This is a genomic window from Pseudomonas sp. MDT1-16, assembly GCF_054898115.1.
In genome coordinates this window covers 2,841,499-2,863,414 of record NZ_CM142717.1, presented here as the reverse complement: position 1 = coordinate 2,863,414, position 21,916 = coordinate 2,841,499, and the positions used below count along the sequence as shown (strand labels likewise).

22 protein-coding genes are annotated in these 21,916 nt (G+C 58.5%); 15 read left to right on the top strand and 7 right to left on the bottom strand.

Annotated elements, in window-relative coordinates; translation table 11 throughout:
* The first annotated feature begins 62 nt into the window (after nucleotides 1-62).
* Entirely contained in the window at nucleotides 63-1,490 is a 1,428-nt protein-coding gene (locus ACYZT3_RS13070; protein WP_282383490.1) for an IS1182 family transposase, read from the top strand.
* A 521-nt stretch (nucleotides 1,491-2,011) separates the two neighbouring features.
* Nucleotides 2,012-3,154, top strand: a complete 1,143-nt coding sequence (lldD, locus tag ACYZT3_RS13065; RefSeq protein ID WP_282381464.1) for an FMN-dependent L-lactate dehydrogenase LldD — start codon at nucleotides 2,012-2,014, stop codon at nucleotides 3,152-3,154.
* A gap of 69 nt (nucleotides 3,155-3,223) precedes the next feature.
* Here the strand turns inward: lldD and ACYZT3_RS13060 are convergent, their stop codons facing one another.
* Nucleotides 3,224-3,592, bottom strand: coding sequence for a DUF427 domain-containing protein (locus ACYZT3_RS13060; protein ID WP_462032231.1), 369 nt, complete (start codon nucleotides 3,590-3,592; stop codon nucleotides 3,224-3,226).
* 385 nt (nucleotides 3,593-3,977) lie between these two features.
* Here ACYZT3_RS13060 and ACYZT3_RS13055 point away from each other — a divergent pair, with 385 nt between their 5' ends.
* The 5 genes from ACYZT3_RS13055 to ACYZT3_RS13035 all read left to right on the top strand — a co-directional run bounded on the left by ACYZT3_RS13055 (nucleotide 3,978) and on the right by ACYZT3_RS13035 (nucleotide 8,450).
* A complete protein-coding gene (locus ACYZT3_RS13055) occupies nucleotides 3,978-5,927 on the top strand; it encodes a DNA topoisomerase III (RefSeq protein WP_462032230.1) in 1,950 nt (649 codons plus the stop codon).
* A 78-nt stretch (nucleotides 5,928-6,005) separates the two neighbouring features.
* On the top strand, nucleotides 6,006-6,635 hold the full coding sequence (locus ACYZT3_RS13050) for a glutathione S-transferase family protein (protein WP_282381472.1): 630 nt from the start codon (nucleotides 6,006-6,008) through the stop codon (nucleotides 6,633-6,635).
* 20 nt (nucleotides 6,636-6,655) lie between these two features.
* On the top strand, nucleotides 6,656-7,159 hold the full coding sequence (locus ACYZT3_RS13045; protein WP_462032229.1) for a GNAT family N-acetyltransferase: 504 nt from the start codon (nucleotides 6,656-6,658) through the stop codon (nucleotides 7,157-7,159).
* 520 nt (nucleotides 7,160-7,679) lie between these two features.
* Nucleotides 7,680-8,009 carry a hypothetical protein gene (locus ACYZT3_RS13040; RefSeq protein WP_462032228.1) on the top strand — a complete coding sequence of 110 codons (330 nt, stop codon included), beginning with the start codon at nucleotides 7,680-7,682 and terminating at the stop codon, nucleotides 8,007-8,009.
* 138 nt (nucleotides 8,010-8,147) lie between these two features.
* Nucleotides 8,148-8,450 (top strand): hypothetical protein, encoded by a 303-nt coding sequence (locus ACYZT3_RS13035; RefSeq protein WP_282381478.1) that lies wholly within the window; start codon nucleotides 8,148-8,150, stop codon nucleotides 8,448-8,450.
* On the opposite strand, the gene cynR is transcribed toward ACYZT3_RS13035, so the two are convergent.
* On the bottom strand, nucleotides 8,436-9,341 hold the full coding sequence (gene cynR / locus ACYZT3_RS13030) for a transcriptional regulator CynR (RefSeq protein WP_462032227.1): 906 nt from the start codon (nucleotides 9,339-9,341) through the stop codon (nucleotides 8,436-8,438). The genes ACYZT3_RS13035 and cynR overlap by 15 nt on opposite strands.
* Before the next feature lie 123 nt (nucleotides 9,342-9,464).
* Between cynR and cynS the strand changes: the two genes are divergently transcribed.
* Both cynS and ACYZT3_RS13020 read left to right on the top strand, forming a co-directional pair.
* Nucleotides 9,465-9,932, top strand: coding sequence for a cyanase (gene cynS / locus ACYZT3_RS13025; protein ID WP_201112519.1), 468 nt, complete (start codon nucleotides 9,465-9,467; stop codon nucleotides 9,930-9,932).
* 104 nt (nucleotides 9,933-10,036) lie between these two features.
* Complete coding sequence (locus ACYZT3_RS13020; protein WP_462032226.1) at nucleotides 10,037-10,699, top strand: carbonic anhydrase; 663 nt, start codon at nucleotides 10,037-10,039, stop codon at nucleotides 10,697-10,699.
* Nucleotides 10,700-10,778: 79 nt separating this feature from the next.
* Here the strand turns inward: ACYZT3_RS13020 and ACYZT3_RS13015 are convergent, their stop codons facing one another.
* The 3 genes from ACYZT3_RS13015 to glsB form a co-directional block, all read right to left on the bottom strand.
* Nucleotides 10,779-11,129 (bottom strand): BON domain-containing protein, encoded by a 351-nt coding sequence (locus tag ACYZT3_RS13015; protein ID WP_282381488.1) that lies wholly within the window; start codon nucleotides 11,127-11,129, stop codon nucleotides 10,779-10,781.
* A gap of 171 nt (nucleotides 11,130-11,300) precedes the next feature.
* Nucleotides 11,301-12,803 carry an aldehyde dehydrogenase family protein gene (locus tag ACYZT3_RS13010; protein ID WP_462032225.1) on the bottom strand — a complete coding sequence of 501 codons (1,503 nt, stop codon included), beginning with the start codon at nucleotides 12,801-12,803 and terminating at the stop codon, nucleotides 11,301-11,303.
* 147 nt (nucleotides 12,804-12,950) lie between these two features.
* Nucleotides 12,951-13,859 carry a glutaminase B gene (gene glsB / locus ACYZT3_RS13005; RefSeq protein WP_461964326.1) on the bottom strand — a complete coding sequence of 303 codons (909 nt, stop codon included), beginning with the start codon at nucleotides 13,857-13,859 and terminating at the stop codon, nucleotides 12,951-12,953.
* 464 nt (nucleotides 13,860-14,323) lie between these two features.
* On the opposite strand from glsB, the gene ACYZT3_RS13000 reads away from it, so the two are divergent.
* The 4 genes from ACYZT3_RS13000 to ACYZT3_RS12985 all read left to right on the top strand — a co-directional run bounded on the left by ACYZT3_RS13000 (nucleotide 14,324) and on the right by ACYZT3_RS12985 (nucleotide 16,493).
* On the top strand, nucleotides 14,324-14,425 hold the full coding sequence (locus ACYZT3_RS13000; RefSeq protein WP_449646148.1) for an HvfA family oxazolone/thioamide-modified RiPP metallophore: 102 nt from the start codon (nucleotides 14,324-14,326) through the stop codon (nucleotides 14,423-14,425).
* A 56-nt stretch (nucleotides 14,426-14,481) separates the two neighbouring features.
* On the top strand, nucleotides 14,482-14,988 hold the full coding sequence (locus ACYZT3_RS12995; protein WP_462032224.1) for an HvfX family Cu-binding RiPP maturation protein: 507 nt from the start codon (nucleotides 14,482-14,484) through the stop codon (nucleotides 14,986-14,988).
* Between the two features lie 133 nt (nucleotides 14,989-15,121).
* Nucleotides 15,122-15,820 (top strand): dienelactone hydrolase family protein, encoded by a 699-nt coding sequence (locus ACYZT3_RS12990; protein ID WP_462032223.1) that lies wholly within the window; start codon nucleotides 15,122-15,124, stop codon nucleotides 15,818-15,820.
* A gap of 187 nt (nucleotides 15,821-16,007) precedes the next feature.
* Entirely contained in the window at nucleotides 16,008-16,493 is a 486-nt protein-coding gene (locus tag ACYZT3_RS12985) for an adenosine-specific kinase (RefSeq protein ID WP_282381498.1), read from the top strand.
* Between the two features lie 20 nt (nucleotides 16,494-16,513).
* Here ACYZT3_RS12985 and ACYZT3_RS12980 read toward each other — a convergent pair whose 3' ends face one another.
* Nucleotides 16,514-17,134: a cell wall hydrolase gene (locus ACYZT3_RS12980; RefSeq protein ID WP_282381500.1), complete on the bottom strand. Its 621-nt coding sequence runs from the start codon at nucleotides 17,132-17,134 to the stop codon at nucleotides 16,514-16,516.
* Nucleotides 17,135-17,309: 175 nt separating this feature from the next.
* Between ACYZT3_RS12980 and ACYZT3_RS12975 the strand changes: the two genes are divergently transcribed.
* Nucleotides 17,310-18,161 (top strand): CAP domain-containing protein, encoded by an 852-nt coding sequence (locus ACYZT3_RS12975; RefSeq protein WP_462032222.1) that lies wholly within the window; start codon nucleotides 17,310-17,312, stop codon nucleotides 18,159-18,161.
* Between the two features lie 76 nt (nucleotides 18,162-18,237).
* On the opposite strand, the gene ACYZT3_RS12970 is transcribed toward ACYZT3_RS12975, so the two are convergent.
* Nucleotides 18,238-19,026 (bottom strand): DeoR/GlpR family DNA-binding transcription regulator, encoded by a 789-nt coding sequence (locus ACYZT3_RS12970; protein ID WP_462032221.1) that lies wholly within the window; start codon nucleotides 19,024-19,026, stop codon nucleotides 18,238-18,240.
* A 670-nt stretch (nucleotides 19,027-19,696) separates the two neighbouring features.
* On the opposite strand from ACYZT3_RS12970, the gene speF reads away from it, so the two are divergent.
* The gene (gene speF, locus ACYZT3_RS12965; protein ID WP_462032220.1) at nucleotides 19,697-21,880 is read left to right on the top strand and encodes an ornithine decarboxylase SpeF; all 2,184 of its coding nucleotides are present in this window, start codon (nucleotides 19,697-19,699) and stop codon (nucleotides 21,878-21,880) included.
* Nucleotides 21,881-21,916 lie beyond the last annotated feature (36 nt).

Genomic DNA, 21,916 nt, shown 5'->3' with positions numbered 1-21,916 from the left:
TGTCAAAACACCCAAGCAAACCCTTGCTATGATTCCCCAGGATTTCATCGCAAGGGTTGCCCATGAAACGCTTCATCCAAGGCGAACACCGAGGTCAAAGTACCTTGCTCCCCGAGAGCCTGGACGATTACGTCAGCGACACCAATCCGGTGCGTGTAGTCGATGTCTTCGTCGACGAGCTCGACCTGATCACCTTGGGTTTTGAAAGCGCTATCCCTGCTGAAACTGGCCGACCCGCTTACCACCCCGCAGTCATGCTGAAGATCTACATCTACGGCTATCTAAACCGCATCCAGTCGAGCCGGCGCCTTGAACGTGAGGCGCAGCGTAACGTCGAGCTGATGTGGCTTACCGGTCGCTTGATGCCGGATTTCAAGACCATCGCCAACTTCCGCAAAGACAACGGCAAGGCCATTCGAGGCGTCTGCCGTCAGTTTGTTGTGCTGTGCCAGCAGTTGGGGCTTTTCTCGGAAAATTTCGTCGCCATCGACGGCAGTAAATTCAAGGCGGTGAACCACCGCGACCGCAATTTCACCAGCGCCAAACTGAAGCGGCGGATGGAAGAAATCGAATCGAGCATTGCCCGTTATCTAACGGCGCTGGATGCGGCTGATCGGGAAGAGCCCAAGCCCTCTGGGCCTAAAGGCGGCTTGGAAGAGAAAATCGCCAAACTGAAGGAGCAGATGAAGGCGCTTCAGGAGATTGAAATACAGCTTGAAGCATCGCCGGACAAACAGATCTCGCTGACCGACCCGGACGCCCGCTCCATGATGACGAGCGGTAATGGAATCGTGGGTTACAACGTGCAGACGGCGGTCGATACCAAGCACCATCTGATCGTCGCGCACGAGGTGACCAATGTGGGTCACGACCGTGATCAGCTCAGCTCGATGGCCCAGCAGGCCCGTGAGGCGATGAAACTCGAATCGTTGTCGGTGGTGGCTGACCGAGGGTACTTCAAAAGCGGGGAAATCCTAGCCTGTCACGAGGCAGGAATTACCGCTTATGTGCCGAAGACGCTGAGCTCGCGCGCCAAATTCAATGGACGCTTCAACAATGATGTTTTCGTCTACGACGCAGACAAAAATGTGTACATCTGCCCCGCCAAGGAAGTGCTGATTTGGCGCTCCTCTTACGTTGATAAAGGCAAGAAGCTGGACAGTTACTGGAGTTCCAACTGCCGGGCCTGCTCGATAAAAGCGCAATGCACGCCGGCCAGAGAGCGAAAGGTTCGTCGCTGGGAGCATGAGGCGGTGCTGGAGGAGATGCAGGTTCGCCTGGACAATGCGCCGCAGATGATGAGCATCCGCAAGCGAACGGTCGAGCATCCCTTCGGGACGCTGAAACAATGGATGGGTGCAACCCATTTCCTGACGCGACGATTAGCCGGGGTGAGCGCCGAAATGAGTTTGAACGTGCTCGCTTATAACTTGAAGCGGGTGATGAAAATCCTCGGTGCGCAGAATCTAATGAAAGCGCTGTCGGCCTGAAAAGGCCCTTTTTGCCCAATTGACGGGCTGTAACGCGTTGTTAGCGGCCTTGAGAAGGGGCTGGAGCGACGAAGAACGCTTTAGGCTCAATGAGTCAGCCAACACTCGTCGGCGCTACGCGCCGACGATGCTTGAGCCTGTTTTTACACACTCTGGGCCATGGATGGCCGAGGGCGGCGGGCCCACGGAGCAGGACCGGAGCGAGGGTATGCCGAGCCTAGGCGAGCCACCGAACGAAAGGGGCAAAAGCCCTTGGTTACTTGGGGCTCTTCCAAGTGACCCGCCGTAAGGGCGGAACCAATAGCCGCCGTTACCGCAGAAACGGATAAGTACACCATCAACAAAAGACAGGTCGGCCGCCTCGCTTTTGCTCTTGTTCCACCGCCCATCGCTACGCATGTGTGTGTGCCTGGAAACACCGAGCTTAAATGAACAGCATTACCGCAATGCGGGGCGTTTTCGTTAATCTGATCCGACGCTCGACGCAACCATCGCCCCGCCACTCACCCGACCGAGGCCTCATGATCATTTCATCCGCATCTGACTATCGCGAGGCAGCACGCCGAAAACTCCCGCGTTTTTTGTTTGATTACATTGATGGCGGGGCTTATGCAGAGCATACGCTGAGGGCCAATAGCGCTGATCTGACGGGTATCAGCCTTCGTCAGCGCATTCTGAAAAACGTCGAAACCCTGAGCCTTGAAACCACCCTCTTCGACCAACGACTTTCAATGCCCATCATATTGGCCCCGGTAGGACTGACGGGCATGTTCGCGCGTCGTGGTGAAGTGCAGGCTGTCAAAGCGGCGGAAAATAAAGGCATCCCACTCTGCCTATCAACGGTATCGGTGTGCTCGATCGAAGAGGTCTCAGCTCAAACCCGACAACCCATCTGGTTTCAACTGTATGTGTTGAAAGACCGGGGCTTCATGAAAAATGCACTGGAACGTGCGAAGGCCGCCGGGGTGCAGAACCTCGTTTTTACCGTAGATATGCCCACGCCCGGCGCCCGATACAGGGACGCACACTCGGGCATGTCAGGCCCTTTTGCGGCATCGCGGCGAATGCTTCAGGCCATGACCAAACCCGACTGGGCATTCAACGTTGGCGTCATGGGACGTCCACACGACCTGGGCAATATCTCGAATTACCTTGGTAAAGCCGTGACACTCGAAGACTACATGGGCTGGTTGGCCAATAACTTCGACCCTTCGATCAGTTGGAGTGATCTGGAGTGGATTCGTGATTTCTGGAAAGGCCCGATGATCATCAAAGGCATTCTCGATCCTCAGGACGCCAGAGACGCGGTCAGCTTTGGCGCGGATGGCATTGTCGTGTCGAACCACGGTGGGAGACAGCTGGACGGCGTGCTTTCCACCACCAAGGCATTGCCGCCCATCATGCAAGCCATCGGTAATGATCTGACGGTGCTGGTCGACTCGGGAATCCGCTCGGGGCTTGATGTTGTACGGATGTTGGCGCTGGGAGCAAAAGGCGTATTGCTGGGGCGTTCCATGGCCTATGCATTGGCCGCCGATGGTCAACGCGGGGTGGAGAATATGCTGGATATCTTCGCCAAGGAAATGCGCGTCGCCATGACCTTGACCGGGGTGACCTCGATTAGTCAGATTGATGAATCCACGCTGGTGGATGCTGCCCGATGAGCTGAACACCTGACCTTGAAAACGCCGCGCCAATGCGCGGCGTTTTCGTAAATGTCTGAAAAGCGGCCATCACTCGACGTCTTTGAGAACCTCAAAGATCACTTGATCGGGATAAAACGCCATGTAGCCGCGAATCTGTTCTACCGACACTTTTGGGTCTTCATAGCTCCACACCGCATTAGCGCCTTCATGTCCCGGAATTTGCAGGCTGAAATAGCTGGCATCGCCCTTGTAGGGGCAATAACTCGTGTGATCGGTGCGGGCAAAGTACTTTTCATCGATGTCCTCCCGGGGTACGTAATACACCGGAGGATAGTTGGCCTCGAGCAACACCAGCGCCCGTGCGGACGCGGCCACCTGAATACCGTGAAACTTTACAAGCAGGCAGCCCGGCTGCTCTGCGATGGTGATGACAGGACTAGGACCGGAGGTTTTCATCGGATTCTCCTGGATTATCGGGAGCGCCACGCTCCTGTGGCGAGGGGGCTTGCCCCCGATGGCTGCGAAGCAGCCCAAAAAACTGCGACCGCGATTAATAGGTATACCTCATGTTTCCGTACCGCGACTGCTTCACAGCCGAACGGGGCGGTGCGGCGTTCCAAAAGCCATCAGCGGGAGTTAAACCATGACCCTGGGGAACGCGTCAGCGGCATGTGCGCCGCCACCAACTCAATAAACACCCGCAGCTTCGGCGGCACCTGCCGCCCGGAGGGCCAGAGCAAATTGAACTGGTTATCTGTATATCCATACAGATAAAGGTTGCTCCAATCTCATTCCCTGCGCATTCTGTTCACCTCTTCAAACCGACTGAACGATGGTGGTTATGCGGCTGTACCTCTGTGAAAAACCTTCCCAGGCCAAAGACATTGCGGCCGTCCTCGGCGCCAAACGTCGCGGCGACGGCTGCTGGCTGGGAACGGACGTCACGGTGACCTGGTGCATCGGCCATCTGCTGGAAACCGCGCCGCCGGACGCCTATGACGCGCGTTACAAGCGTTGGGTGCTGGCGGATCTACCGATCATTCCAGAGAAGTGGAAAATGACCGTCAAACCGCGCACGGCCAGCCAATACAAAGCGGTCAAGCGGCTGCTCGGTGAGGCCACCGAACTGGTGATTGCCACCGACGCCGACCGTGAGGGCGAGATGATCGCCCGAGAACTGGTGGAGCATTGCCGTTATCGCGGGCCGATCCAGCGGCTATGGCTGTCGGCGCTGGACGATGCGTCGATCCGCAAGGCATTGGCAGCCCTGAAGCCGGGGGCCGAGACCTTTAGTCTTTATCATTCGGCACTCGGACGTTCCCGCGCCGACTGGCTGATCGGGATGAACATGAGCCGGCTGTTCACGTTGCTGGGGCGTCAGTCCGGTTATCAAGGCGTATTACCGGTCGGCCGGGTACAAACGCCCACCCTGCGCCTGGTGGTGGATCGCGATCACAGCATCGCCGATTTCGTACCGGTCGCCTATTGGGCCATCGATGTGCAACTGCTGCACGACGGTACCGCGTTCACCGCCCAGTGGCGCGCGGCCTCCGTGGTTTGCGACGATCAGGATCGCTGCCTGAATCAAGCGTTGGCGCAGCAAGCAGCGGCGGCGATTGGCAGCGCGGCGGGTGCTCGGGTCATCAAACTGCGCACCGAGCGGATGCGCGAAGTGGCACCCCTGCCCTTCGATCTGGGCACCTTGCAGGAAGTCTGCTCGAAGAAACTCGGGCTCGGCGCCCAGGAAACCCTCGACATCGCCCAGGCCCTGTACGAAACCCACAAAGTCATCACCTATCCGCGCAGCGACTGCGGTTATCTGCCCGTGAGTCAGCACAGCGAAGCACCGGGCATTCTTGCCGCGCTGAGGCAGGCTGATCCGGCACTGAACGTCTTGAACGATTTCCTGGAGCCTCAGCGCCGCTCACGGGCCTGGAACGATGCCAAGGTCAGCGCTCACCACGGCATCATCCCCACCGCTGCGGCCAAAAACCTCGAGCGACTGGCGGGCAAGCAGCGGGCGGTCTACACCCTGATCCGCGCGCGTTATCTGGCGCAGTTTCTGCCCAACCATGAATACGACCGGACCCAGGCCGACTTCGACTGCGCCGGTGAAGCCTTGCGTGCCGTCGGCAAGCAAATCGTCGAGCCCGGCTGGAAGCGCGCCCTGCCCGAGGCCCTCGCCCCGGCAAGGGGCCGCGAAGTACCGGCGCCGCAAACACTGCCGGCATTGGCCGAAGGGCGTGACTGCGCGGTGGCCGACGTAAAGCTCAAGGACCTCTGGACGCAACCGCCCAAACCGTTCACCGAAGGCGATCTGATCAAGGCGATGAAGAACGTCGCCAAACTGGTAGAAGATCCGTTACTGAAGCAGAAACTCAAGGACACCACCGGCATCGGCACTGAAGCGACCCGTGCCTCGATCATCCAGGGCCTGCTCGACCGTGGTTATCTGATCAAGAACGGCAAGGCCCTGGCCGCTACCCCGGCCGCTTTCAGCCTGATCGATGCCGTGCCGCGTGCCATCGCCGACCCGGGGACCACGGCGATTTGGGAGCAGGCGCTGGACATGGTGCAGAGCGGCGAGATGAGCCTGGAAGAATTCGTCACCAAGCAGGCCGCGTGGATGAGCAAACAGGTCGCCCGTTGCGCCGGCCTGAGCCTGACCATCAGCGGGCCGGCAAGCCCCGCCGGGCGCGGTGCCACGCCGTGGAAAAACAAACGCAAGCCCGCCAAACGCAAGCCCTCGACGGGCACTAAACGTGTGGTAAAACCGGCAAGCAAGGCTTGACGGCACTTCGAGCGAGCTAAAAAGGTCTACTGTTCTTCAAGCCCAGCGACAGCCCCACTTTCTGATAAGGCATCGACCATGATTATCGTGCATCACCTGAACAACTCCCGTTCCCAGCGGATTCTCTGGTTGCTGGAAGAACTGGCGATCCCTTACGAGCTGAAACGTTATCAGCGCGACCCGAAGACCAACCTGGCACCGCCGGAATTGAAAGCGATCAATGCCCTGGGTAAATCACCGGTCATAGAAGATGGCGCGCAGAAGCTGATCGAGTCCTCCGCGATCATCGACTACATGATTCGCCGCCATGGCGACGGGCGCCTGCAACCCGATCCGTCCACCCCCGCCTATGATGAATACGTGCAGTGGCTGCATTTCGCCGAAGGTTCGGCCATGTTGCCACTGATGTTGAACCTGTACGTGGGGCGTCTTGGTGACGCCGGCGCGCCGTTGCATCCGCGGATCGACTCGGAGGTGGCCAACTACCTGGGCTACCTCGACACGGCGCTGAGCCAGTCCGATTACCTGCTGGGCGATGAGTGCAGCGCCGCCGACATCCAGATGAGTTTTATCGGCGAGATCGCCAGAGCCCAGGGCAAGCTCGGCGACTATCCTCATATAGCGTCCTGGATTGCACGCTTCCAGGCTCGCCCGGCCTATCAAGCCGCACTGAAAAAAGGTGGGAAATACGATTTCGCCCCGCACTGAGTGCCTCAGGAGCCCCCCGCATGCCCTTGATAGAACTGCACGCTGCCCAGCGCGACGAACTGGAAACGATTGAAAACCTGATGCAGTTCTATCTGTATGACTTCAGCGAGTGGCTGCCGCTGAAGCTCGGGGAGCATGGCTTCTTCAATGCACAGCCTAAACCGGGTTACTGGCGCAAGCCCGCAACCAGACCGTTTCTGATCAAGGTCGACGGCGAATTGGCCGGTTTCGTGACCGTGGACGACGAAATCCATACCCACGGCGCCGAGCACAACATTGGCTACTTTTTTGTCAGTCGACGCTTTCGTGGCCAAGGCGTCGCGAAATTCGTCGTTTCCACCCTCTTGAGCCGGTTCCCCGGTCAATGGCAAATTTTCCACCTCGACGCGAACCAGCCTGCGCGGGCGTTCTGGGCCCGGGTCATAGCTAATCTCACCCATGGCGAGTTCACCCTGCATCAGCTATCAGTAGACGGTTATCCCTGCACCTTTTACCGATTCCAGATATCGCCGCCATCGTCCTGACTGGCGCCTTCCGATCGCGCTTTTTAATTCCAAACGACTTTGTCCGACAAGATGTAGTGACCAAAAATAATCACTACAAAACCGTTGACGCGTCCGATTTGCCCTTGCATGATGCAGACATCTCCCCGATCGGGAGTACAGGCAACACGTTTGAACAAGCTCGTCTGACCGCCGAGCTGTTTTTCCCGGATACACGCTGCCCACAAGGCAGATTGAAGAAGCTGACCTGGCCTGAACGTCCAGTACAAGGACGAGAAACGCTGGCGATCAATCCTCATGAAGCTTGTGGCCGACCCTGAAAATGTCGGCAGTGGCCTGAAGGTTTTCGCTGCTTCTCCTCGTTGTGACGCTATTGCGTAGCAGTTATTCAACACGACTACATGCAACAGATGCGTGACCCCGTCAATTTGGCGGCCGACCGCTGACGTCCTGGTTTCGGTGCCAGGGATCAACTAACCGATGGGCTACCTGTATTAGCGAATCAACTTTGAAAGATCACCAAATGGTCAAGGGGCTTACTATGAATCTGAACAATCAACCCACTATCGATGAACTGGCTCATCTGTTCGCTGCGCAAAAAGACAGCCATGACAGCCATATTCTGTGGATCAGCAAGTCGGGCCAGGTGCATATCGACTGCCTGTCGCCTCACGCCCATGAAGCGGAGTTCGACAAGAACAACCAGAACCTGCTCGCCCGACTGAAGATGTACCGTCGCGGCCAAGGCTATGTCGGCAAGAAAGCCGCGGCCGACAAGGACTTCATCGGTCATGTTCTGCAAACGCTGAAACAGGCGTGGGCATCGATGCAGAACCAGAACGAAGTTCGGGTGATTGATCGGTTCTCCTGATACCTCCCAGGGGTTTTATTCCACACCCCTCCATAAAAAGGCCCCGCTCGTCACATCGAGCGGGGCCTTTTTGTTTGCCTCGTGCGCACCAAACAACGCTATCGTTAACCGTGCGCACTGGATCATTGGAGGTTTGCGATGAAAAAACATCTGACGGGCTTGCTGTTGCTGGTGATGGCCAGTGCTGCCCATGCAAACAGCGTCCCCGGAGTTCCCTCATTCAATATGGACTGCCCCGGAAACATCGTCGTCCAGGCGGATCAGGACGGGCCGGTATTAATCAACAGCAAGGAAGCCGCCACCAAAGCCATCAACGATCGCCGCTTCGAAGCCAAGGGTTCGGGCTACACAATCTCGATCATCCTCGCCGATGATGAATCGGTCACGGTGTCCTCCACTGGCAAGACGCCCAATGGCATGTGCCAATCAATGGATGACTGACGTCGTCGACTCACCGGTAGCCGCACCCAACACCAGCTCCATAAACGCCACCGACGCCGCACTGTGATAGTTGTTTTTGCGTCGAAGCAGCGCGGCCCCTCTTTTGGGCGCTTCACCCAGCAACGGGATTTTGCGCAACGCGCGGTCCTGGGTGGCAATGGGCTCCGGAAGGATAGTGGCGATGGCCGTGTGCCGAATGACTTCCAGCAAGGTGCTCACCGAGTTGACCTCGATCACCACGCTCGGCGTGATCTGCTCCTGGGCAAAGTACGCGTCAATGCGGGTGCGGGTAACGAAGTCCGGAGCCAACAGCGCGAATTGCAGTTGCGCCACCTCTTCAGCGGACAACGCCACCTGGCTTTCGTATAACGGGTGATCGCGCCCCACCATGACGCCCAACGTTTCGGTAAACGCCGGGATGGACTCGATGTCGGCATTTCTGACCTGGGTAAACGCGATGGCGATGTCCAGTGAGTCATCCACCAGACCGGCTTCGATGTCATCCATCGACAGCTCGAAAATCTGCAGATGGATGTTCGGAAAGCGCGCCACGTAATCGCGCACCAACGGCCCCACCAGGTACGCCATGAACGTTGGCGTCATGGCCAGCCGCAAGGTCCCGCGAGATAAGTCCTTCACGTCATGCAGCGCACGTTTACCTGCCTCCAGTTCCACCAGCACCCGACGAGCGCATTCGATGTAGGCCTGTCCCGCATCGGTGGGTTTCACCCTGCGCGAGGTCCGGTCAAACAGGCTCACGCCCAGGGTTTCTTCCAGTTGCCGAATCTGTTGGGACAGGGTCGGTTGCGAGACGTGAAGCGCCTCGGCGGCACGGGTGAAACCGCCGTGGTCGGCCACCGCCAGCAAATAGCGCAAATGTCGTAGCAGCATGGGGAATTACCAACTATAGGCTGTGCTTATGCGTTGCATTGTATATCGGTCTTGGACGCTATGGATCGATCGACAGAAGATTGCTCCACACCCAAGCCATACCACCCCTACAGGAGAAACCCCATGCAACAGTCCCACGCTTACAACGACCCAAGTCTGGCCCTGACCACGTCTATCCTCGATGCAAAAGCGCGTAAAAACCTGTCCTGGCAGGACCTGACCGACGGCACCGGCCTGGGTCTGGCCTACGTCACCGCCGCCCTGCTCGGTCAGCACCCACTGCCGGAAAGCGCCGCCAAAGTCATTGGCGAAAAACTGGACCTGGACGCCGACGCCGTGGCCCGCCTGCAGATCATCCCGTTGCGCGGAAGCCTCTCGGGTGTCCCGACCGACCCGACCATCTATCGCTTCTACGAAATGATCCAGATTTACGGCACCACCTTGAAAGCCCTGGTTCATGAACAATTCGGCGACGGCATCATCAGTGCGATCAACTTCAAGCTCGACATGAAGAAAGTCGAAGACCCGGAAGGCGGCTCCCGCGCAGTGATTACCCTCGACGGCAAGTTCCTGCCACTGCGTCCTTTCTAAGTTCTGCGAGGACTTCGTCCGAACGCGGCCCGCCTCGGACGCAGCCTCGCGGGCTCGGCAGCTGCTACAAAATATTCATTCGACTCACGCATGAGGACATCGCCATGAAAGCGCTCATCGAAGGTTTTTTGAAGTTCCAGAAGGAAGCCTTTCCGCAACGCACCGACCTGTTCAAACACCTGGCCACCACCCAGCATCCGGGTACGTTGTTCATCACCTGTTCCGACAGCCGTGTCGTGCCGGAACTGCTGACCCAACAAGAACCCGGTGAACTGTTTGTGATCCGCAACGCCGGCAATATCGTGCCCTCTTACAGCCCGCACCCCGGCGGTGTATCGGCCACGGTCGAATATGCGGTCGCGGTGCTCGGCGTTACTGACATTGTGATCTGTGGGCATTCAGACTGTGGCGCCATGACTGCCGTCGCGACGTGCACCTGCATGGACCACCTGCCCGCTGTCAGCGGCTGGTTGCAACATGCCGAGTCGGCGAAAGTCATCAACGAATCCCGTCCTCACGCGAGTGATGCGGCGAAGGTGAGTTCAATGGTTCGGGAGAATGTCATCGCGCAACTGGCCAATATCCAGACGCACCCAAGCGTGCGCCTGGCTCAGGAGAAAGGCCTGTTGAATTTGCACGGTTGGGTCTACGACATCGAGACCGGTTCGGTCGACGCCCTGGATGCCAACAGCCGCCGTTTCGTGGGGCTCGCCGAGTATCTGGACACCTGCGCCCTTCAAACTCGATCCGTAGAAGCAGCAGCCTGAAGCTTAATCCACTTGCCGCGAGATGATCGATGCAGCGCTCCCGGCTAACGGGAGCGCTGCGCTGACTCGATCGACGGGGTCATTTATCGTCCATCTTGGTTGACGATTGAGGCCGAATCTCAGTGCTCTCTTCGGCGTTGGGTGGCTCTGGAAAAGTGCCAGGCGTGAACACGTGAGTCAGCAAGTCTCTGGCATCGACTTCGACGACTCCCTGAACCGAACGGGCCAGAGCAACAGCCTGCTCACACTGTTTGTGGGTGTTGACGCGACCGCTCAACGCCACCGTGCTCCCATGGGTTTTGACATGGATTTGCAGGCCGAGGCTTGGTTCGGCCATTGCCAGGGCTGACTTCACCCTGGCGGTAATCCACGTGTCGTGAACGCCCCTTTCCAGATCCTGGGAGTAATGTTGAAACGAATGAAGTTTCATGGTGCAACCCTCTTCACGTAATCAGATGCGCTGTCCGTCCTATTTGCTATACAGCCCTCTGCCTCTCAGGCGAGCGTTAAGGGACATCTGATTCGTTTTGGAGTGCTCGCCACGCCAATACAGACGCACATTAAGTATAGTGCGGCCGTCGCCTGGGGTCGGGATGCCGTCTCAGCGTTTGACCGACAGATCCGTCTGGGTCATGCGACTGCGGATCGTAAACACCCCATCGCCCGAGAGAATCGCGCTGCGAGCAAACAGTCGACCGCTCTCCCAGTTCGAAAGACCCAGTTCTGGCTTGTTCAGCGCGTACTGCCCGTCGACCCAACGGGTAATCCCGTTGCCGACAAAAGGTGCGTTGACCGCGTTGTAGAAGCGTTCCTGAGCCTCGGCGTCCTCACTGATCAATGACACGGTGAACTGCGGGCTATAGCGATTGAACAACGCGATGGCGCTGTCCAGGTCATCGACGATCTTCAGGCTGACTTCCGGGGTTTCTTCCCATTCCCACTCGCGGCCCAACTGATCCTCGGGCAGCGGTTCGGCCAAGGCTTCGGTTTGATAGCCTTCGGCGCGGTACACCTCAACGCTTGCGGTCTGCCACTCGGTCGGCAAGTACTGCTCGCTGCCTTCGACGATGTGCAATTTGCAGCCCTGCCCCCGTGCGGTGCCGGCCTGCTGCAGCGCGTCCAGGAACAGCGGCAGCAACTCGGCGATACGGTCACGGTGGATCAGGCAGACGTTCAGGGTGTTGCAGACTTTGCGATCCAGCGAGTTGCGCACCACCGCGGCAAAGCGCTTGGCGTCCGCTACCTTGTCGGCGATCAGCCAGGCGCCACCAGTGCCGTGCAGGCTGACGGCGGTGCCGGCCTGTTGGGCGATGCTACCCAGTTGGCTGACGGCACGACCCGAACCCCGGGCCACCGCCAGCGACAGGCGCCGGTCGGCGAACATCGCCCAGCCGGCGGCGTGATTGACGCTTTCCACCAGCGACACCGCGCCAGTCGGCAACCCGGCGTCGCTCAGTGCCGGATTCAGCGCGTGGGTGACGATGGCTTGCGCCGTGCCCAACGCATCGCTGCCGATGCGCAGCACCGCCGTGTTACCCGTGCGCAACACACCGGCGGCGTCGGCAAAGACGTTCGGTCGGCCCTCGAAGACGAAAGCGACGATGCCCAAGGGCGAGACCACTTGCTCGACTTTCCAGCCGTCATGCTCGACGCAACTGACCACGTTGCCGCGCGTGGCAGACGCATCGCGCCAGGCCCTGAGGCCGACGATCATGTCACCGCGCATGCGTTCATCCGCCAGAAGCCGTGTGGTGGAACGTCCGCGGGCCTTGGCCCGCTCGATGTCGGCCAGGTTGGCGGCTTCGATCAAAGCCCAGCAGTCAGGATCTTCCAGGCGTTGCGCGAAGCGATCAAAGAACTCGCTGATGGCTTGATCCGAGACCGCGGACATTGCGCTGAAAGCCGCTTCGGCACGCTCGATAGCAATGGCCGCCGCTTGCTGGTCAGCCACCGGGATCAGCAACAACTCGCCGCTGACCTGCTCCACCAGCAAATGGTCCCCGGGCTTAAAGCGCGCGGCCAGTTCGGGGCTGACCACAGAGACACGATTCCCGGCGAAAGGGATCGGCGTGCCAGCGACTAGACGTTCGAGCGCAAGGGACATGAAGCGGTTTCACCATGCAATGGGCGGCCGGAAAATGTATAGGAAAATCCCTGGAGCGTCATTACCCGCACGCCTGACCGGAATCGAAAACCCGGCAACCCGTCACCCCCTACGCTAAAAGACCACTGTGACCCGGCACCACCGTGTCTAGAACACCGACCAGCCAATCCGCTGACTCAGCAACTCCAGCGCGGCCATGCCCGCGAGGGAGTTGCCGGCGGTGTTCAACTCCGGTGACCAGACGCACACCGTGAATTGCCCCGGCACCACTGCGACAATTCCCCCGCCCACGCCGCTCTTGCCGGGCAAACCGACGCGGTAGGCAAAGTTGCCGGCTTCATCGTAGAGGCCGCTGGTGGCCATGATCGAGTTGACCTGCTGGGTCTGGCGGGCGCTGAGGATCTGTTCGCCGCTGTGTTTGCAGAAACCGTCGTTGGCCAGAAAACAGAACGCCCGGGCCAGATCCACGCAGGTCATGCGTAGCGCGCAATGGCTGAAGTAACTGCGCAGCACCGCTTCGACGTCGTTATGAAAATTGCCGAACGATTGCATCAGATAAGCCATCGCAGCGTTGCGCGCGCGATGCAGGTATTCGGACTCGGCGACCTTGCCATCCACCATGACTTGCGGGTTGCCGGACAGCCGGCGGACAAAGTCGCGCATGGACAACGCCGGCGCGGCAAAGCGCGACTGGTTGATGTCGCAGATCACCAGCGCACCGGCGTTGATGAAGGGATTGCGCGGGCGCCCGCGCTCAAACTCCAGTTGCACCAGCGAATTGAACGGTTGGCCGGAAGGCTCGTGACCCAGGCGTTCCCATATGGCCTCGCCGGAGTGTTCGATGGCCTGCACCAGACTGAACACCTTGGACATACTCTGCACCGAGAACGGCGTGTGGGCATCGCCGGCGCAATACAGTTCGCCGTCATTGCCATACACCGCAATGCCCAGCTGATCGGCCGGCACCGTGCCAAGGGCGGGAATGTAGTCAGCCACCTTGCCCTGGCCGATCAAGGGACGTACTGCGTCAAGGATCTCGTTCAACAGCGCTTGCATGCCGGGTTCCGAAGTCTCGCCCCATGGGATTGCGGGGACACTGACGCTAGACGCCACTGGTCGGGGCCGGATCACAGTTTTGTACCATGCCATCGGCCAAACCCGTAGCAGCTCTGCGATCGGCTCTGTAGCAGCTGTCGAGCTCCAGCGAGGCTGCGTCGGCTGCGAAGCAGTCGTAAACCCTATTTACGCGATTTACCTGAACTACCAAGTCGATCGATTTCACGACTGCTTCGCAGCCGAACGCAGCCTCGCAGGCTCGGCAGCTGCTACAGGGCTGCGGTCTGGCTGAGAAATTTCAGGGGTTACGTATCAGAGTGTGTACAGCCGCGCCCCCGACACACCCCGCCCCTAAAACCCCGCGCCAAAGACACATCGCAGATACACCTGCTTGATGAAATGTGACTGTCGATTGGCTTCGCCGATCAAAGCGCTCAACTCACTCAATGCTACGGAGTATCACCATGAAACAACTGGCCCACGGTTACAGCCAGGCCCAGGCTGACACGGCAGAAAAACCGGCGGAAGGTAAATGTGGCGAAGGCAAGTGTGGCGCCGGCGAGTAACCCCCGCGTGGGGCACGCCGCTGCCCCACTCCCCTGACTGAACGGAGATCAAGCCCATGACCACCTCACTCTCATCGGCCGTGAAAGGCCTGCACCTGAACCTCGACCGTGCCGGCAGCTGGATCGCACCGCTGACTCTGCGGGTGTTTCTCGCCTGGGAGTTCTTCGAGTCCGGCCTGGAAAAATTCAACTGGTTCGCCGATATTCAGGACAGCTTCCCGTTTCCCTTCAACCACGTTCCGGCCACGCTGAACTGGGAACTGTCGATGTGGGCCGAACTGATCTGCGCCCTGGCCATACTGGTCGGCCTGGGAACGCGGATCTCGGCAATCATTTTGACCGTGGTCACGGTCGTCGCGACCGCTGCCGTTCACTGGCCCGCCGATTGGTCTACATTGAGTGAGCTTGCTCAGGGTTACGCCATCAGCAACAAGGGTCACGGCAACTTCAAACTGCCGCTGATCTACCTTGCGGCCTTTACGCCGCTGTTGCTCTCGGGTGCCGGCAAGCTCAGCCTCGATGCGCTGCTGGCTCGATTTTTCTGGCGTCGTGATAATCGCTAAACACCAGCACGTCGATAATGCCTCGAACTCCACAAGAACGGAGCAATCGTAACGTATGCAGGCACTCCCAAGCTTCCAGGCCACACAACCCCAATAAGCTTCACCCCACTCACATGCGAAGACAGGAGCCACCATGAGCGTGACCACCCAATGGATCGAGATCGACAGCCCCGACGGTAAATTCGGCGCTTACCTGGCAATTCCGCACACCCGCAAAGGCCCGGGGATCGTGTTGATCCAGGAAATCTTCGGCGTGAATGAACACATCCGCTCGGTCGTCGAGCAATACGCGGCCGACGGCTACCTGGTGATTGCACCGGACCTGTTCTGGCGCAGCGGCCCGCGCATCGAACTGGGCTACGACGAAGCTGGCTGGAAACGCGCCGTCGAATTGATGAACGCCACCGACATCGGCAAGGCGCAGAAAGATATCGAACTGGCCATCGACGCCTTGAAAGCCCAGCCCGGCCTGGACGGCGGCATTGCTTCTATCGGTTTCTGTTTCGGTGGCTTGCTCTCGTACCACACCGCCGCCAATGGGCTGGTGGACGTGGCAATCGCCTACTACGGCGGAGGGATCCAGAATCAATTGGACCGGGCCGATGAAATCGAGGTGCCGCTGCTGATGCACTTCGGTGAGCAGGACAGCCACATTCCGTTGGAGGCCGTGGAAAAAATCGCCGAGCGTTTCGATACCAACGATAACGTGGAGATTGTCGTGTATCCGGAAGCCGAACATGGCTTCAACTGCTCGCACCGCGACAGCTACAACCAGCGCGCAGCGGCTGAGGCACATGGCAATACGCTGATCTTTTTGGGGATGGAACTGTAAGGCCGACACAAACTAGCGAGAAACCTGTGGTCAGGGAGCTCGACTGTGGCGAGGAGGCTTGCCCCCTCGCCACAGAGTGTTCACCAGGCTCAAGATCTACGTTAACTGACAGGCATTAGCCTATGAGTAGCTATGCTTGATGTGTGGCCAGCCCCTGGTAGCAACATCGTGAAAGGAGGCGTTTGAAATGCAACTCATCACGTTGAAAATCGATAAACCGGAAGCGACGAATTTCATTTTTGGTCAGACGCACTTCATCAAGTCCGTCGAGGACATCCACGAAGCATTGGTCAATGCCGTGCCAGGTATCCGCTTTGGCGTGGCCTTTTGCGAAGCCTCCGGCAAATGCCTGGTAAGGGGGTCTGGCACCGATAGCGCCATGATCGAACTGGCCCTGAAGAATGCGCAAGCCATCGCCGCAGGGCATAGCTTCATCATCTTCCTCGGCGATGGTTTCTATCCGCTAAACGTGTTGAACACCGTCAAAATGGTGCCAGAGGTGTGCCGTATTTATTGTGCAACGGCCAATCCGACTGAAGTGATTCTCGCCGAGACGGAACAAGGGCGAGCGATTCTGGGCGTCGTGGATGGCTTCTGTGCCAGTGGCATTGAAGACGAGGAGGACATCCTGTGGCGCAAGAACCTGTTGCGACAGATCGGCTATAAACTTTGAGCACGCTCCGTTAAGTAGTTCTACCGCGCCGACCCACCACGCGGCTTATAAAAGAGGAACATCGAGGTCTCGGTGGTCTTGATGTACTTCCTGGCCCAATTGGGTTTCACATTCCGGTCGTGGAAATAGATCGCGCCGTGGGTTCGGTCGTTCAGTTGTTTGTTGAGCGCTTTGCGCGCGATTTCCTTGCCGGTCGCGTATTGGGTTTCTTCCTGGACCTGATCCGAGCGTCCATCACACCACCACGAAAACTGACAATTCTTGGTTTCAGACCCCTGCTTGACCACGGCGCACACCGTGGCCGGAAATCCCTCATGGCCCAGTCGATTCATGACGACGCTGGCGACGGCTTCCATGTCGGCGGACGATTTGCCTTTGGCTTCCCAGTAAATGGAACGGGCCAGACAGGTAATTGCATCGTCCATAGGCGACTGACCGGCCGGATCGACCGCCTGAACTTCGGACGTGGTGATGGTTTCGGACTGGGGTACCGGTACATCGGTGCCCTTCTCCGCCGCTTTATGTTCAAGGGCCTCGGCCTTGTCTTCAGCCACTTCCTTTTTTTGCTCCTGCTCAGATGCAGTGGCGTGGCCGAAGAGAAGGGTTATTGCGAAGCAGGCGGCTATCCAGATAACTCGCATGACCAACCCTTCCGACTGAACCGGGAGCACGCCACGCTGGCGACTTTGCTTGATTGTAGTTGCGAAAAATCATTCCTACAGACGGACAAAAAAAACTGTATTTGGGCGCGAAAGGCATTGCGCTCGCGGGGGTGAAATCGCGCATCATGGGCGCAGTCAGCTCAAGGGGATTTCCATGCGTTTCAAATCATCCGTTACGCGTTTTGCCACGTTGTCACTGGGTCTGTTGTTCGCCGTGAATGCGTTGGCGGCCGACGAGAAACAACTGATTGATTCGATCAACGTCTACCGCAGCCAGGTGCAGCGTTGCGCGGGTCAGGTCTCGCAGGAACTGCCACCGCTGGCAGCCGACCCACGGCTGGCGCTGTCCGCCACCAGCATCGGCAATCTGCAGCAGGCGATGGCGACCTCGGGTTATCCGATGAAGAACGTACAGGCGATCAGCCTGTCCGGGCCGCGCGATGCGCCGTCGGCGATGAAAGCCATTCAGGAAAGTTTTTGCCAGATCGTGTTGGACCCACAGTTCGTCGATGTCGGCGTGAGCCACCAGGACCGCGAGTGGCGCATCGTGCTGGCACGACCGCTGTTGAGCGCTCGCCTGGGCGACTGGCAGGCGGAAGGCCAGAAGCTGCTGGCCGAGCTCAACGCCGCGCGCACCCAGCCGCGCCAGTGCGGCACGCAATCCTTTGCCGCCACCACGCCACTCACCTGGAACGTCACGCTCGCGACCGCGGCCGAGGAGCACTCCCGGTCAATGGCCAACAACAATTACTTCGATCACAAGGACCGCGATGGTCGTACGCCGGGTGACCGGGCTGAACTGGCGGGTTACAGCGGCGGGCAGATCGGCGAGAACATCACTGCCGGGCAAGACTCTGTGCGCAAGGTGGTCGATGGCTGGGTGTCCAGCGCCGGTCACTGCGCGAACCTGATGAACCCGCAGTACCGGGAGTTGGGGGCTGCGTATGCGGTAGATCCGAAGAGTGATTCGGGGATTTACTGGACGGCAATGTTCGGGACGCCATAAACGCCCGGTTTTTTTTGCAGGCAGAACCCGGAGCTCCCTTTTGGGCTCCGGACAGTAAAAACCCGTCATGGATTCTTCACACCTCCACCTGCACCACCTCGATCCCGAGCTTTTGATAGTCCTCGACATTGCCCGACGCCACATGACGCTCGGTGATCAGGGTATGGATGCGCTGACACGGTGCGACCACGAACGGCTCCATCGCCCCCAGCTTGTCGGCGGTGGTGACGGCAACGACATGGGAGGCACTGGCGAGCATCGCCTGTTTGACCAGCACCTCGTCGAAATGCAGGGAGCTGATACCGACTTCCGGGTGAATCGCGCAGACCCCGGTGAACAGCAGATCAGCCTTGATGCCCTCGATCAGCCGCAGAGTTTCATGCCCGCTGGCTGACATAGTCGCGGGATTGAGTTGCCCGCCGGCCAGAATCACCGTGATGCCTTTGTATTCGGCCAGGGTGATCGCGATCATCGGCGAGGCGGTGACGGCCGTAATGGAAATGTCCGACGGTAGCGATCGGGCGATCTGCAGCGTCGTACTCCCCGAATCGAAAATCACAATCTGGCCGTCCTGTACCTGGCGTGCGGCGAGTTGCGCCAAGTGTGTTTTCACTTCATCGGTTTCGCTGACGCGGGTGAAAAAATCCTTGCCGGTGTCCTTGGGTCGCGGCAGTGCCCCGCCGTGCACTCGCTGCACCAGCCCGGCGGTGGCCAGCTCCGCCAGATCACGGCGAATGGTGTCTTCGGACACCGCGAAATGCTGGCTCAGCTCGGAGGCCATGACCTTGCCGTCACGTTCGAGGATCAGCAGGATTTTTTGCCGGCGCAGATGAGGGAGCTCGGCGGCTGAGTGTTGGGCGCGCATGCTTTTGCCTGTTTTTGCGTGAAATTGCGTGAAATTGCGTGAAATTGCGTGAAATTGCGTGAAATTGCGTGAAATTGCGTGAAATTGCGTGAAATTGCGTGAAATTGCGTGTTTGTGCGAGACTAGTCAATGCGCGGGATAAACACAAACCCACCGGACATCAATTCTTTTGATGATTCAAATCATGAAGCCGAATTTTTTATTTTTATGTGACCTGTTCAAGATGGCGCCATCACACATGCTTTGGATGAAAACTTCATGAATCTAAACTTTGCCTTTGCGTGCATGATCGTGGTCTCGTTTGCGATTGCGTTGGGGCACGCCTGATCAGCGCAAGCCAATGGCGATACGCACCTTCCTCTCTCCAGAGTCAACTGATGCTTTTTTCCCTTGTATCGCACGGCTCGCCTCTCACGCCTGAACAGCCTGCGCGGTGGCAGGCGGCCTGATCTTGAGCGGACACACCGGCGGCGGTCCGGGCAGCGTAGTGGCGGTCTATCGCTGCGCTTATGGCGTCGACGCGGCGAGTAGAAAAACCATAACCCTTGCCAAACATGGTCTATAACCAGTGTCGACATGATTTGGATCAGGGGACCTTGAAGGCTCCCTCGGTAAATTGATCTCTTGAAAAACAGCAGACAAGTGAGTGTCCGCTAGGAGATTTCCCCGCATGAAAGCCCTGAAAATAGCCGCCAGTGATTCCGCGTTCGATTGTTTCCACACCTCCCGAGAAGTGATTTCACTCAATCAAACTGACTACACCGACGTCGCGGTTGCGGTGTTCTCTGTCGAGGATGTGATGGCGGGCGCCCTGGACGCCCTGCAGCGAACCGGTTTCGATATCCCCATTTTCCTCGTCGCCTCTCCTGGTTCCGGCAACCGCGCTCGGGACGTCTACAAGCACCTGCAGGACGTATTGCTTCAGGTGAATGGCATTTTTGACCCCTCGCGCAACAACGCCGAATACCATGGCAACCAGCTGGAGACAGCGGCAAAAGCCTATGAGGAAAGTCTCCTGCCGCCCTTCTTCGACGCGCTCAAGCACTACACCGAATCGGCCAACGCTACGTTCGCCTGCCCTGGCCACCAGGGCGGCCAGTTTTTCCGCAAACACCCGGCTGGCCGGCAGTTCTTCGACTTCTTCGGCGAGACCCTGTTTCGCGCCGACATGTGCAACGCCGACGTCAAGCTCGGTGACTTGCTGATCCACGAAGGTCCGGCACTTCTGGCGCAAAAACACGCGGCGCAGGTGTTCAACGCCGACAAGACCTACTTCGTACTCAATGGCACATCGGCCTCCAACAAGGTAGTCACCAACGCGTTGCTCACGCCTGGCGACCTGGTGCTGTTCGACCGCAACAACCACAAATCCATTCATCAAGGTGCATTGATCCAGGCAGGGGCTACCCCGGTTTACCTGGAAACCGCGCGCAACCCCTATGGGTTCATCGGCGGGATTGACGCCCATTGTTTCGAAGAAGATTACCTGCGCGAACTCATCAGCGAAGTCGCACCGGACAAGGCCCAACTGCCACGGCCGTTTCGCCTGGCGATCATTCAGCTGGGAACCTATGACGGCACCATCTACAACGCCAGACAAGTCGTCGATCGCATCGGCAAACTGTGCGACTACATCCTGTTTGACTCGGCGTGGGTGGGCTACGAACAGTTCATTCCGATGATGAAGGATTGCTCGCCGCTGCTGCTTGACCTGCATGAAAACGACCCCGGTATCTTTGTCACGCAATCGGTGCACAAACAGCAGGCGGGATTTTCCCAGGCTTCGCAGATCCACAAGAAAGATCGCCATATCAAGGGCCAGGCCCGTTATTGCAACCATGCACGGCTGAACAACGCCTTCATGTCCCAAGCGTCTACCAGCCCTTTTTACCCGCTGTTCGCCTCACTGGATGTGAACGCGCGTATCCATTCCGGGCGCAGTGGCCAGCGGCTGTGGGAAGACTGCGTGAAGTTCGGTATTGATGCGCGCAAGTTGATTCTGGAAGCGTGCACCATGGTCCGCCCCTTCGTGCCGGACACCATTGACGGACGCCCATGGCAGGACCATCCGACTGAGGTCATCGCCAACGACATCCGGTTTTTCGAGTTCCATCCGAAGGATCGCTGGCATGCCTTCGGCGGTTACGCCGACAAGCAATACTTCATCGACCCCTGCAAGTTGCTGTTCACCACGCCAGGCATCGACCCGGTCGATGGCAGCTACACAGACTTCGGTATCCATGCCGGCATCCTCGCCAACTTCCTGCGGGAGAATGGCATCGTTCCGGAAAAGTGCGACCTGAACTCGATCCTGTTCCTGCTCACCCCGGCCGAAGACTGGGCGAAGATGACTCATCTCGCCTCACAGATCGCGCGCTTTGAACGTTTCATCAGTGATGACGCGCCGATGAGCCGGGTGTTGCCGGCCATTTATGCGCAACACCAGGAGCGCTATCACAACTACACCATTCGCCAACTCTGCCAAGAGATGCACGACCTTTACCGCGACCACAACATCCAGCAATTGCAGAAGGCAATGTTCCGCAAAGAACACTTCCCGAAAAAGGCCATGAACCCTCAGGCAGCACAGTTCGAATTCATCCGTGGCAACGTCGAATGGGTGGCGCTGGCAGACGCGCAAGGTCGCATCGCTGCCGAAGGCGCCCTTCCCTATCCGCCCGGCGTGCTCTGCGTAGTGCCCGGGGAAATATGGGGGGGTGCGGTGCTCAAGTACTTCCTGGCGCTGGAGGAAGGTATCAACTCTCTGCCTGGCTTCACGCCTGAACTCCAGGGCGTGTACTTGAAACAGGAAGGTGGCCGCATTCGCGCCTATGGGTACGTGATCAAGACTTGAGTCTTCACGCCTCCAGCGGCGTGTCACCCTGGGGTT